Raw genomic sequence first — 13157 nt, 5'->3', positions numbered from 1 at the left:
AAAGGGGAGGTTATAAATTGAAGAGTAAAAAGTTATTATCACTTGTTCTTGGTGCAACTTTAATGGTTTCTACAGCTTTAGTAGGATGCGGGGAAAATAATAAAAATCCTGATGATAAGAAAAAAGATCCGCCTAAGGTAATTAAAATGGACAAGGAACAATATTTAAATCTTAATTTAGGTATTGAGCCAAAATCACTAGATGTAGCTAGATCCAATGATTATTATGGTGCACAAATTTTTACAGAAGTATATGAAGGTTTGACAAGAGTTGAACAAGACGAAAATGGTAAAGACGTTATAAAAGCTGCCGGAGCAGAAAAGTGGGAACATAATGAAGAAGGTACTGTGTGGACTTTCCACTTAAGAGATTATAATTGGTCAGATGGTAAAAAGGTTACTGCAAAGGATTTTGTGTACAGTATACTAAGAACATTAGATCCTAAAACTGCTTCTAACTATGCATTTTTGTTATCGCCAATAAAAGGAGCAGAAGAATATAATGCTGGTAAAGGTCCTAAGGATGCAGTAGGAGTAAAAGCTGTAGATGATAAAACTTTGGAATTCACATTAAAACAACCATGTCCTTATTTTCTTGATTTGACCTACTTTAAATTATTCCTTCCTCAAAGAGAAGATGTAGTATCTAAACATGGTGAAAAGTATGGTACAGAAGCAAGTACATTAGAGGTATATTGTGGACCATTTGTACTTAAAGATTGGAAACACCAACAGGAAATAGTACTTGAAAAAAATGATAAATATTGGGATAAAGACAACGTTAAACTTGAAAAAGTTAACTTTAAAATAATAAAAGAGGCTAATGCAGCTTACGGTTCACTATTAAACGGCACATTAGATTCTGGTGGAGTTACTAAACCTGAATGGATAAAGAAATTTGAGCAAAAGAAGGATAAAATGGATAATATAAAAGGATATAGACCATCTACTGGATATTTATTCTTTAACCAAAAGGATAAGTTATTCAGCAATGCAAATGTAAGAAAAGCATTTTCTATTGCATACACTAGAGATGATTACGCCAATGTTATAACTTACGGAGTAAACGCTCCTGCATATGGCTGGTGTCCACCATCAGTTCAATTAAATGGAAAAGACTTTAGAGAAACTGTTGGAGAAGAGCCAATTAAAAAGATGATCGAAGATAATAAAGATCCTAAGGAACTTTTAATAAAAGGATTAAAAGAATTAGGAATGGACCCAGATCCAAGTAAAGTAACAGTTACAATTTTACATGGTAATACAGATGCTGAGACTAAAAAAGCAGCAGAATATGAACAGGAAATGTATAAAAAGGCATTAGGTGTTAATATAAAAGCTGAATACATGACATTTGAAATACTTCAAAAGAGAACAGATGAAATGGATTATCAAGTAGCTGGTATGGCTTGGATTGGAGATTATAACGATCCTAATACTTTCTATGATATGTGGATGACTGGTGCTGGAATAGTTCCAACTGGATGGTCAAATAAACAATACGATGAGCTTTTAAAGAAAGCTATGAGTTCTGTTGATGAGAAGGAAAGAGTAGAAGCTTACAAGGAAGCTGAAAAAATTCTTTTAGTCGATGATGCAGTTATAGCTCCTACAACCTACTCTAGAAAGAATACCTATAGATATAAATACGTTAAAAATATAATGACTCCTCTATTTGGTAGTGGTTATGAACTTAAATATACTTATACTGATGGTAGAGGTAAATAATAATCTTTAAAATAATTATTTTACAATCACTTCTCATAAAAACGTATACTAGTGATTAAATCACGAAAGGTACAATGCTGTGGAATTATAAAATTTTTCCTACATCACTTGCATAATAGCTCGGAACAATAAATTTAATTTAAGAAATTTTATAATTCAAGTAATATAATGCTTTTTGTGAGATAATCATACTAGTTAAAAATTATTTTAATAATAAGTCGCTATCTTATTATTATTTAAGATAGCGACTTTCTATTTATTATTATATTTTTATTTATTCTTATATTCATCTATAAGTTGTTGAATTTTAGGTGTACATCTTTTCCCTCCACAACCCCCTGTGGTAGCACCTGTTGCTTTCTTAACTTCTTCTACAGTTTTGGCTCCGTTTTCTATGGCTTTTTTAATAGTTGCCCTAGATATAGCCTTACATAAACAAACCTTTGTAAGTTTATCTAGAATTTGTGGATTTATACTGTTTTCACTCATTTTCTATTCTCCTTATATTCTTTTAATACACTTAATACCTTTTGGAATAAATGTGGCTGAATCAATGGATAAGTTAAATTTTTAGGCATTTCCTTAAAAAATCTTATTTGTTCTATTTCATAATCTGGTAAATTATCTAGTGATTGTACTTCTGCATAAAATAATTGACCATGGGATTCTATATTCCCCTTCTCCACTGAGTAAATGCAAATGGGTGTTAATATAAATTTTTTTGCTCCAGTTTCCTCAAATAGCTCTCTAGCGGCAGTATCATTTATATTTTCACTAATTTCTCTGTGCCCTCCTGGAATTTCCCAAGTATCCCTTTCTTTATGTTTAACAAATATCCACTGTCCATTATATCTTGCAACTATTACAGCATATAGAAGTTTATCATTATCTATTTTTCCCAATTGATAAAAATTTATTTTTAACATAAGCCACCTCCACACATGTACTTATAAGTCACTTCCCATTTACGCTAAATTATATTAAAGTTCCTATATGAATATATTATCATTTAATCCACCAATACTGCAATTTATATTCACTAATGTGAATATTTTTTATATTTAATATACTGATTAAACCACAAAAAGGTACAATGTGCTGGAATTATAAAATTTCTCCTCCATGACTTGCAGAAGAGCTTGGAATAATAAATTTAATTTAAGAAATTTCGTAATTCAAGTAATGTAATACTTTTTGTGGGATAATCATCTAATACTATTTTTACAAGTTACAACATCTTGCTAATTCTTATTGTTGTATAAATAAAAAATCTGAGAACATTAATATTCTCAGAACACAAGTATATAATATGATTAACCCACAATAAGGTACAATGTAATGGAATTATGAAATTTCTCCTCCATAACTTGCATAAGAGCTCGGAACAATAAATTTAATTTAAACAGTTCTTTTGCTTCTTATGCAAGTCATTCCAGAGAAATTTCATAATTCAGGGAATGTAATGCTTTTTGTGGGATAATCATAATATATAATTATTATTCTCTTATATAGGTTTTCTGTAAAATCTTAAATATCTATCAAAATCCCATCTACCAATAAATTTTTCTGCTGCAACGTATCCCGAATCAAATAATTGTTGATTTTTCTCCTGACTTAAATTAAATTCTGTAGTTTTTACTCCTAATGTAGGAATAGATATAGTTCTTACCATATCCTTATCTCTTATGTATCTCATTTCGTTTCTGTCTAATAAAGTATTTATCACATCCATGGTATAAGAAATAAAATCTTTTTTTCCTGAAGCAGTATGGGTTAATTCCTTTTCTACTAATTTAAATCCAAACGTAGGCCACCTAGGACTTCCTTCTACGTCAAATATCCATACAGGAAAATTGCTTAAAATTCCCCCGTCTACAATGTAACTAGTATTATCATTATAATCGCTATTTTCTTCATGATTATTAATACTATCTTTATAGTCACTTATATATTTATAATCTAATTTTATTTTATTTTCCTTATTTCTTTTATTATTGAATCCATCATATTTAAGCTTCACAGGTTTAAAGAAAAAAGGAATTCCAATACTCATTCTTACCGCTCTTGCTATTTCAAATTCCTTTGGATTTATATTGTATCTAACCAAATCATCTGGAAGTATCAGCATATCATTTTTAGTGATATCCGCTGCCACAATTTTTAGCTTTGAACCTGAATCTCCCCATATATCTTTAAATTTTATTTTTCCTTTATCTTTTAATAAATTGTATATATACCTTTCAATAGGGTCGCCACTATATGCTCCTTTATCCTTGAAAAAATTAAACATCTTTACAATTTTAATTTTAGATGCTCTACTATCTTGAAAATCTTTATAGTTTATATTTTGGATTATGTTTTTCATTTCTTCCCCTTTATATCCTGCTGCTACCATAGATGCAACCATTGCTCCAGCTGACGTACCTGCCACTCTATTCCATTTGTATCCTTTTTTCTCCAAGCAGCATAAAGCACCTACTAGGCCAATGGCTTTTATTCCTCCACCTTCAAATACTGCATCAGCAGTTAACATTCAAAACATCCCCAATATATTGTTATAACCTCATTATATTCATGAAAATTAATATCGGTTACTTGTATTTAGCTATATTTAAAAATCCTTTAACTTATACATTTTACTACATATGCCAAAAGATATGAAGTAAAATAAAATACCAATACATAGGAATAATAAATGTATTAAGTTTATATTCTTTATACCCATAATAAAGTTTAAAATCTTCTCACCCAGTGAAGTTGATAATGCTTTCTTCATCACTCCAGGAATAACTAATACAAAAATATATATTATGCTATTTAATTTTTGTGCTCCTAAAGTATTATTTATGGAAAATGGATTATAAAACGAAAATATAATTAAACACAATGTCAAACTTACTACTATCGTCCAAGGGCTAGCCACACTTCCTCCAGCCACTTTAAAAAGCTTAAGAAGTGTTGTCTCTAACATAACTACAACCCCAAAGATAAAAACATACAATATAAGCATTAAATATTTATGCATAACTATTTCTTCTCTTTTTATTGGAAGACTATTTACTATTAGTGTCTCTTTTGCATATTTAAAGCTTTCCATAATGGTAAATGTAAAATAGCTCATAAAAAATATTATAAAAACATAAGCAAAAAAATTAAAAGAATTAGAAAGCTTATAGCATCCATAAGTAATTGGTATTAGCAATAAAATAAATATAATAATACTTTTCTTAACTATGATAAGGTCTTTTCTTATTAAATTTATCATCTTTTATCTTTAATGAGAGAGTGTACCTTAATCACTAAACTCCCACTAAAGCTCACCTCCTTTGGATTTTTTCACGTAACGTAAAACTAAATTATATTTGTAATTTGGAACTTTATAAATAAATTAAACATATATTTATATGAATTTAATGCTAAATATTTTATATACCATAATATCCTCTCTATCATATATCCTTCCTCTCATATAGTTTTATTGCTAAACTAGCACATGCTACAAAAATTATAATTGAAGAAGCAAAAATTACCCCTATATACTCATTCCATTTATCTATTAAATTCATAAACCCCTCTTGTGATAATTTCACTAAAAATGTAAAAGAAAAACTCCAAACTAATCCGTAAATTATAATTTGTAACATAGCAGAGATTTTTGATCCAAAAATAAAGTAAAACAAATAATTTATGGAGTAAATCGCAATAATAATGGAAAACATATATATAGCTGTTTTAAATTCAAGCGCAGCTATTCCAAAACTTTGAAGTACTCTAGATAATCCAACTAATACAAATATTATTATTGGTGTTATAATTAATAGCTTTAAATATTTACTCATAACTATTTCTTTTCTTGTAACTGGAAGAGAATTTATTATATATCCTACCTTTTGCCTTTCCTCAACTATATCTACTGATCCCAATATTGAATATAAAATAACAAAAGCTAAAAGAAAATATACCCCATTGTTTTTTAAATCTTTTAAAAATAGTAGAACAAAAACAATCATAATTAAGCTAGTTTTTATATACTTTTTTTCATGCAACATATCCTTTCTAATTAAATTAAACATTTTTATGCCCCCTTCACTGTATACAACATTATATCCTCAAGACTTGGTTTTTCTATTATTATCTTATCACCATATTTTCTTCTTGCACCTTCTTTATCCTTTGTAATACCTTCAAATCCAAAACTATTTTCTTTTATACCTATGAATTCTCCCTTATTGTCTCTACCTATTATGTCCTTTGCAATTTCTTTAGTGCCCTTGACTAATGCATATTTTTCTAATATTTCATCCTTCTCTCTAGAGAATATTATTTCACCATTATTTATAAAAGTTATATAGTCCGCTATTTTTTCTATATCTGTAGTTATATGTGTTGAAAAAAACACGCTTCTTTGTTCATTCTGTATTAAATCATATAATATATCTAATATTTCTCTTCTAAATATAGGGTCTAATCCTGCTGTAGGCTCATCCATTATTATAAATTCTGCTTCATGACTTAAGGCTACTGCTAAAGCAAATTTAGTTTTCATTCCTTTAGATAAGGACTTTATTTTACACTTTGTATTTAAATTAAATTCCCTCATATATTTATTGAAGATTTCGTCACTCCATTTAGAGTAAAAAGGCTTTATTATATTTCTAATTTCATTTATATTTAAATCTTCATAATAGTAATTTTCATCATAAACAAAACCTATTCTATCTTTTATGGCTTTTTCATGCTTTATATGATCAAGCCCAAATACCTTTATTTCTCCAGAATTTTTTCTTATAAGATTCATCACTAATTTTATAGTAGTACTTTTTCCTGATCCATTAGGCCCTATAAACCCCATAATATAGCCCTTAGGCAAATTAAAGCTTATATCTTTTAATGTAAAATTTTTATATTCTTTTGTTACATTTTTTATCTCTAGAATATTTTCCATTTTAATGACCTCCATATTCATTTAATTAAATTCTAATTTTAAAATTACCTAATATACATTTATTTTAAAATTACTTGTTTATTATCTCTTCCTAATAAAGTAATTTAATCATCTCTAAAAGTTCATCTAAAGATAGCCCCATAATCTTACTTTCATCTATTACCTTTTGAAGCTTATCTTCAATTATTTTCATTTTCTTTTCCTTCAATAACTCATCCTTTTGTGATGCCACGAAGCTTCCTTTTCCTGGTACTGTTTCTATATATCCCTCCTTTTCTAGCTCTTCATAAGCTCTTTTTGTAGTTATGACACTTATATTTAATTCTTTTGCCAAATTTCTTATAGATGGCAAAGCCTCCCCTGTGTTTATCTCTTCTTTTATTACTGCGGCCTTTATCTGGTCTACAATTTGTTGATAAATTGCCTTGTCAGAAGCATTGGATATTATTATGTTCATATTTATTACTCCTTACATTTTATAATTAGATTCAATTTATTCCATGGATACCTGCTGTAATTCTCATCTCTTTTACGAAAGTGGAAGTTAAACAAAGTTACACCCATGAATAACAATTCTCTTAGTTTATTAACATGTACGTATTTTACTCAATGTGTATATTGCATATATACTGTATATACATATTATATACAGTATATATGCAATAGTCAACTAATTATAAAAATTCTCATTAACTTTGTGCATTTATTGTATTTTTATGGTATTTTCTTATAACATTTATAATACAATTTTCTCAAAGGGGGTTTTTGGAAAATGATTAAAGATGTGAATAATCTAATATTATACTTTAGTATTGTAGGGGCTATTTTTATGATAGTAGTTGGTTCCTTACTTCACTTTACCTATGAATGGCCAGGACAAAATCCTATAATTGGAATATTTAGTCCTGTGAATGAGAGTGTATGGGAACATCTAAAATTAGGTTTCTTTTCTTTGCTTATATTTTCCTTAATAGAATATCCTATAGTAAAAAATTACGTGAATAATTATTGGTTTGGAAAAGCCGCAGGTATATTATGTCTTGAACTTATGATAGTAATAATATTTTATACTTATACAGCATTTACAAATCATTCTATTTTATTCATAGATATATCTATTTACATTATAGGATGTATTGTTTGCCAAATGGTAAGCTATAAATTAATGACATGTGAAAAATCCTTTCCATTGCCAGAAAAACTATCTGTAATATTTATTCTTATACTTATAGTCTTATTTACAATATTCACCTTCATTCCTCCTAAACATGAAATATTTAAGAGCTAATTATTCTATATTATGATTAACCCACAATAAAGTACAATGTAATGGAATTATGAAATTTCTCCTCCATAACTTACATAAGAGCTCGGAACAATAAATTTAATTTAAGAAATTTCATAATTCAGGGAATGTAATGCTTTTTTTGGGATAATCATCTTATAATCTATCTATAATATTTTTTATGTTATAATGTTCATGGGTGATAGTATGAAAGAAATTTTAAAAAATGATTGGCAAGAATTATTAAAAGATGAATTTCAAAAGGAATATTATTTAAAACTAAGACAATTTTTAATAAAAGAATATAGGACTAAAAAAATTTATCCCAATATGTACGATATTTTTAATGCTCTTCACTACACTGCTTATAAAGACGTAAAAGTTGTTATTCTAGGGCAAGACCCTTATCATGGTCCTAATCAGGCTCATGGTTTAAGTTTTTCTGTAAAACCAGGTGTTCAACCACCGCCTTCTTTAGTAAATATATTTAAAGAACTCAGGGAAGACTTAGACTGTTATATACCAAATAACGGCTATTTAAAGAAGTGGTCAGATCAAGGCGTTATGCTTTTAAATACTGTTCTAACTGTAAGAGCAGCACAAGCAAATTCTCACAAAGGTGCTGGTTGGGAATATTTCACTGACAAAGTAATAGAACTTTTAAATATGAGAGAGGACCCTATAGTGTTTATTCTTTGGGGAAGTAATGCTCAATCTAAACTTAGCATTATAACTAATCCTAAACACTATATAGTAAAGTCCCCTCATCCAAGTCCTCTTTCTGCATCAAGAGGTTTCTTTGGTAGTAGACCATTTTCTAAAACCAATAATTTTCTAAAAAACATAGGAAAAGAACCTATAGATTGGCAAATAGAAAACATTTAGTAAATGATTCCACCACAAAAGGTACATTGTTATTAATGCTACTTATTTTCTTTATAACTCCATGCTTCTTGCCTGCAAATCTTAATTGTTTTTTATATCTATTTACTATTATTTCTTCCTTTTCCTCCAAAGTATATTTAGATAAATCCTGAAATTCCGTCATATTCAACCCTCTTTTCTATTCTCTAAAATCTATTTTCATTCCTTAAATTCCACTTCTATTTAAAAAAATATACTTCCCTTTTATAAAGTTTACTTCTATTTTATAAACTCCATTTGACTTTATGAAACCTACCTATATACTATAAATTTTGTTCTGTTTATATATGAGCTCCATTGTTTATAGTTTCTTTTTCTGCTAATTTAAATTTTAAAAACAAATATGGTGCTGCTGCCGTACACCAAAACCCTATGGCAAAATATCTTAATATATTTCCATAATTATCTGCTGGAAGTATTTTTTTCATAAGCATCCTTATTACTATAACCCCTACAAAACCTAGTATTATCTTAATTAAATTCTTAATTTTGGTAGCTTTTACACTAAATTTTATATAGTTGCTCTCTACAAAATATCCTGTGAAAAATCCTAAAAACACTCCAGTGGCTTTATAATAGTCTTGACTTTTAAAAAAAATAGCACCAACTGAAGATAAAACCATTAAAAAAACAAAAATCACATTTCTTTTTTCAGTAGATTCTATACTAAATATATAATTTCCAACTAGAACACTTATTATGCCAAAAGTTATACCCCCTAGTACATCCTTAGGCCAGTGAACACCTAAGTACATCCTGGATATAGCTACTAATATTATTATTGATACACCTAAAACATTAAGCCATTTCTTTTTAAATTCTATCATTAACCAAGAAAATAGAGTTGTAATGTTCTGAGTATGCCCACTGGGGAAAGAATATCCTGTGGCAGTTTTAGTACGTAAAGACTTTACACCTTCTCTTCCTATCGGTCTTGGAGACTTTACTATGTCCTTTATGGCGCCATTAAATGCTGCGCTAAAGGTTAATACAAAACCCAGTTTATATCCACGTTTTTTATCTATACACCAAAACATAATAGTCAATATTATTACAGGAATAAATTCCTCTCCAGCCATAGTTATACCTGAAAAAATCTTATCTAAAACTGGATTAGAAAAAGACTGCAAAAATTTTATAACCTCCAAATTACCGATCCTCCTTTTCTATTTCTAATCACCAACCGGTAAATTATAGCCTTATTTCCTTATAAACTTCTCCATCTAATGTCTTTATAGAAAATATATTTTGTTCAAGAATTCCATAACAATGAGGAGTATTTTCCTTAGGGAAAGTAATGGAACCAGGATTTATTACAAATATATTATCCTGCTTTTCTGCCACTGGCACATGGGTGTGTCCATATATAATGACATCTCCAGAAGACAAATTAGGTAAATTATCTCTATTATAAATGTGCCCATGAGTTAAAAATAATCTCCTGCCTTCATACAATACTATAGTGTAATCGCTCATAGTTGGGTATTTTATAACCATTTGATCTACTTCACTATCACAATTTCCTCTTACTGCTATTATTTTGTCCTTATAGCTATTTAACATTTCTGTTACTTCTTTTGGATTGTAATCCTTTGGTAACGGATTTCTAGCTCCATGGTATAATTGATCTCCTAATATAGCAAGATAATTGCACTTTTCCTTTTCAAATATATCTAGAACCTTTTTTAAATAATAACTAGATCCATGTATGTCTGATATAAAAAATATTTTCATATTTATCCCTCCATAAGTTCTTTCATTAGTGTATTTTTGAGACTATGGACTTATATTTAATCAAGTATTTATGCCCCTAGACTCATATTATAGGGAAATTATATCATAACCTTAGGGATATTTACAAAAACTAATTTTTAAAATCAATTACAAATATACTTTTAATCATATCTTCTTAATTCTAAAAAATATTTTTAAGAATTAATCTCTATAAATTTTATATTAAGAATTCATAGAAAATTTTATTTCTATAAAACATTTGTGAATATATAACGTGAACTTTCGCTATTTGTAGTTTATACTATGATTAAACTACAAAAGGTACAATGTGGTGGAATTATGAAATTTATTTTTATATATACAATTGACAATTTCCAATACTACTTTTAATATAGAATTTAAAATGTAGAATACTTTTAAATTTAAAAATTTAATATTTGTCTTTCTACTGTTTATGCAATTTATAGATTTAAGTTATATAGGGAGATTAAGTCAACAGTAAATAATAATATTTTATTAAAATCTAATTATGTTAGGAGCACTATATGAAAATTTATCAAAAGAAAAATAATGAATACAAAAAAATAGTAAGTTATATAGCAGTAATTTTATGGATGATAGTTATATTTATGTTTTCCGCTGACCCTGCTGATATATCTGATAGTAAAAGTGGATTTATTATAGAATTTTTCAATTATGTAGGTTTGGATTTAAATAGTTATCTAGGACAAGCTACTAATTTTATTGTAAGAAAAGCTGGGCATTTCACAGAATACTTTATATTATGCTTACTTTCATTCAATGCTTTAAGATACCATTTTAATAAGAAAAAATGTTTCAAAATAGCAATTTTTATTGTATTCTTATATGCTTGTACAGACGAATTTCATCAACTTTTTGTACCTGGGAGAAGTGGTCAATTTAGGGATGTTCTCATAGATACCTTGGGTGGTACTTTTGGAGGACTTATATTTTTAAAATTTTATAAAAATAAATAGGACTATTTTTTATGTAAAATAAAGAAGGATTTATACATTTATTAGTGAATATAATAATGATAAACCAAATTTAGATGGGATTTTATCCATCTGAATTTAGGCATATTCAAATAAATAACAAGTCAGTATGCTAGTCTATTTTGCATCATACTGCGTCAGCAGAACCCGTCGATAGTCCTACTAGCCACGGAACCTGTTTCCTTGTCTAACACAAAATATACTATCATCTTTGAGTTGCTATTTATTTTCATGTACCTTAGTTTATACGTTATATAAAAGGAGTGATACCATGAATAATTTTACAGAAACACTAAAAAAGTATGCAAAATTAGCAGTTGAAGTTGGAGTAAACATACAAAAGAATCAAACTTTAGTAATAAACGCTCCAATAGAATGTGCTGAATTTGTTAGACTTATTGCAGAATATGCATATGATAAAGGTGCTAAAAATGTAAATGTTAGATGGAATGACGAAAAATTATCTCTTATAAAATACTTAAAAGCACCAGATGAAACTTTTAAAGAATTTCCTCAGTGGGAAGCAAAGGGACTTGAAGAACTAGCAAAAGGCGGCGCTGCATTTCTTTCTATAGCAGCTTCTGATCCAGAATTATTTAAAGATGTAGATCCTGCTAGAATATCAGAAGCCATGAAAACTGCATCTAATGCCCTTAAAGCCTATAGGGAATACATGATGAATAGCTTTGTGGCTTGGTGTGTAATCTCAGTTCCTACTAAAGGCTGGGCAAAAAAAGTATTCCCTGAAATTTCAGAGAATGCAGCTGTAGAAAAGCTATGGGAAAATATATTTAATATAGTTAGAGTGGATAAAGATGATCCTGTAGAAGCATGGAATGCCCATCTAAAAAATTTAAATGATAAGGTAGAATTCTTAAACAGTAAAAAGTTTAAAAAACTTCACTACAAATCAAAAGAGACAGATTTGACTATAGAACTACCTGAAAATCATATATGGGCTGGTGGCGGAGAGTACAACCGTGATAAAACTTATTTTGTTGCCAATATGCCTACAGAAGAAGTTTTTACTCTTCCTTTAAAAACTGGAGTAAATGGTGTAGTTAAAAGTACAAAACCTCTTAACTATGCAGGTAATTTAATAGATAACTTTACTTTAACTTTTAAAGATGGTAAAGTTGTAGATTTTACTGCTGAAAAAGGGTATGATACTCTTAAAAAATTAATAGAAACAGATGAGGGATCTCATTATTTAGGCGAAGTAGCTCTAGTTCCTTACAACTCTCCTATTTCCAACTCAAATATAATATTCTTCAACACTTTGTTTGACGAAAATGCATCTTGTCACCTTGCTTTAGGTGCTGCATATCCTAGCTGCTTAGAGGGTGGTAGCGAAATGAATGAAGACGCTTTGGATAAGGCCGGCGCTAACACTTCATTAACTCATGTAGACTTTATGATAGGTTCAAAAGATTTAGACATAATAGGTGAAACTCCAAATGGAGAAAAAATAAATGTATTTAAAAATGGTGATTGGGCTTTTTAAACAATATAGTTTTTAAAAATTT

General features: G+C 28.5%; 15 protein-coding genes. 5 read left to right on the top strand and 10 right to left on the bottom strand.

Annotation, left to right across the window (positions count from 1 at the left end):
* The first annotated feature begins 17 nt into the window (after positions 1-17).
* Positions 18-1727, top strand: coding sequence for a peptide ABC transporter substrate-binding protein (locus C1715_RS15770; RefSeq protein ID WP_102401329.1), 1710 nt, complete (start codon positions 18-20; stop codon positions 1725-1727).
* Positions 1728-1997: 270 nt separating this feature from the next.
* On the opposite strand, the gene C1715_RS15765 is transcribed toward C1715_RS15770, so the two are convergent.
* From C1715_RS15765 to C1715_RS15735, 7 genes are all read right to left on the bottom strand, one after another.
* A complete protein-coding gene (locus C1715_RS15765) occupies positions 1998-2216 on the bottom strand; it encodes a (2Fe-2S)-binding protein (RefSeq protein ID WP_102401328.1) in 219 nt (72 codons plus the stop codon).
* A complete protein-coding gene (locus C1715_RS15760; protein WP_102401327.1) occupies positions 2213-2653 on the bottom strand; it encodes an NUDIX hydrolase in 441 nt (146 codons plus the stop codon). Before C1715_RS15760 ends, C1715_RS15765 begins: the two co-directional genes overlap by 4 nt.
* A 578-nt stretch (positions 2654-3231) precedes the next feature.
* Positions 3232-4260, bottom strand: a complete 1029-nt coding sequence (locus C1715_RS15755) for a patatin-like phospholipase family protein (RefSeq protein ID WP_102401326.1) — start codon at positions 4258-4260, stop codon at positions 3232-3234.
* 78 nt (positions 4261-4338) lie between these two features.
* On the bottom strand, positions 4339-4992 hold the full coding sequence (locus C1715_RS15750; protein WP_102401325.1) for an ABC-2 transporter permease: 654 nt from the start codon (positions 4990-4992) through the stop codon (positions 4339-4341).
* A 184-nt stretch (positions 4993-5176) separates the two neighbouring features.
* Positions 5177-5800 (bottom strand): ABC-2 transporter permease, encoded by a 624-nt coding sequence (locus tag C1715_RS15745; RefSeq protein WP_102401324.1) that lies wholly within the window; start codon positions 5798-5800, stop codon positions 5177-5179.
* 2 nt (positions 5801-5802) lie between these two features.
* Positions 5803-6672 carry an ABC transporter ATP-binding protein gene (locus C1715_RS15740; protein WP_102401323.1) on the bottom strand — a complete coding sequence of 290 codons (870 nt, stop codon included), beginning with the start codon at positions 6670-6672 and terminating at the stop codon, positions 5803-5805.
* A gap of 91 nt (positions 6673-6763) precedes the next feature.
* Positions 6764-7129, bottom strand: coding sequence for a GntR family transcriptional regulator (locus C1715_RS15735; RefSeq protein WP_102401322.1), 366 nt, complete (start codon positions 7127-7129; stop codon positions 6764-6766).
* A gap of 315 nt (positions 7130-7444) precedes the next feature.
* Here C1715_RS15735 and C1715_RS15730 point away from each other — a divergent pair, with 315 nt between their 5' ends.
* Together C1715_RS15730 and C1715_RS15725 are read left to right on the top strand one after the other, a co-directional pair.
* Entirely contained in the window at positions 7445-7960 is a 516-nt protein-coding gene (locus tag C1715_RS15730; protein WP_102401321.1) for a DUF6512 family protein, read from the top strand.
* Positions 7961-8164: 204 nt separating this feature from the next.
* Positions 8165-8842 (top strand): uracil-DNA glycosylase, encoded by a 678-nt coding sequence (locus tag C1715_RS15725; RefSeq protein ID WP_102401320.1) that lies wholly within the window; start codon positions 8165-8167, stop codon positions 8840-8842.
* Here the strand turns inward: C1715_RS15725 and C1715_RS15720 are convergent.
* The 3 genes from C1715_RS15720 to yfcE all read right to left on the bottom strand — a co-directional run bounded on the left by C1715_RS15720 (position 8814) and on the right by yfcE (position 10615).
* Entirely contained in the window at positions 8814-9005 is a 192-nt protein-coding gene (locus tag C1715_RS15720; protein ID WP_102401319.1) for a hypothetical protein, read from the bottom strand. The two genes, C1715_RS15725 and C1715_RS15720, sit on opposite strands and share 29 nt — an antisense overlap.
* A gap of 157 nt (positions 9006-9162) precedes the next feature.
* Positions 9163-10029: a phosphatase PAP2 family protein gene (locus tag C1715_RS15715; protein WP_102401318.1), complete on the bottom strand. Its 867-nt coding sequence runs from the start codon at positions 10027-10029 to the stop codon at positions 9163-9165.
* Positions 10030-10072: 43 nt separating this feature from the next.
* The gene (yfcE, locus tag C1715_RS15710) at positions 10073-10615 is read right to left on the bottom strand and encodes a phosphodiesterase (protein ID WP_102401317.1); all 543 of its coding nucleotides are present in this window, start codon (positions 10613-10615) and stop codon (positions 10073-10075) included.
* A gap of 545 nt (positions 10616-11160) precedes the next feature.
* Between yfcE and C1715_RS15705 the strand changes: the two genes are divergently transcribed.
* Positions 11161-11613 (top strand): VanZ family protein, encoded by a 453-nt coding sequence (locus tag C1715_RS15705; protein WP_102401316.1) that lies wholly within the window; start codon positions 11161-11163, stop codon positions 11611-11613.
* Between the two features lie 289 nt (positions 11614-11902).
* Positions 11903-13135 carry an aminopeptidase gene (locus C1715_RS15700; RefSeq protein WP_102401315.1) on the top strand — a complete coding sequence of 411 codons (1233 nt, stop codon included), beginning with the start codon at positions 11903-11905 and terminating at the stop codon, positions 13133-13135.
* The last annotated feature ends 22 nt before the right edge of the window (positions 13136-13157 follow it).

The sequence above is a fragment of the Haloimpatiens massiliensis genome, from assembly GCF_900184255.1.
Classification (GTDB): Bacteria; Bacillota; Clostridia; order Clostridiales; family Clostridiaceae; genus Haloimpatiens; species Haloimpatiens massiliensis.
This window is presented reverse-complemented; position numbering and strand designations above follow the sequence as displayed.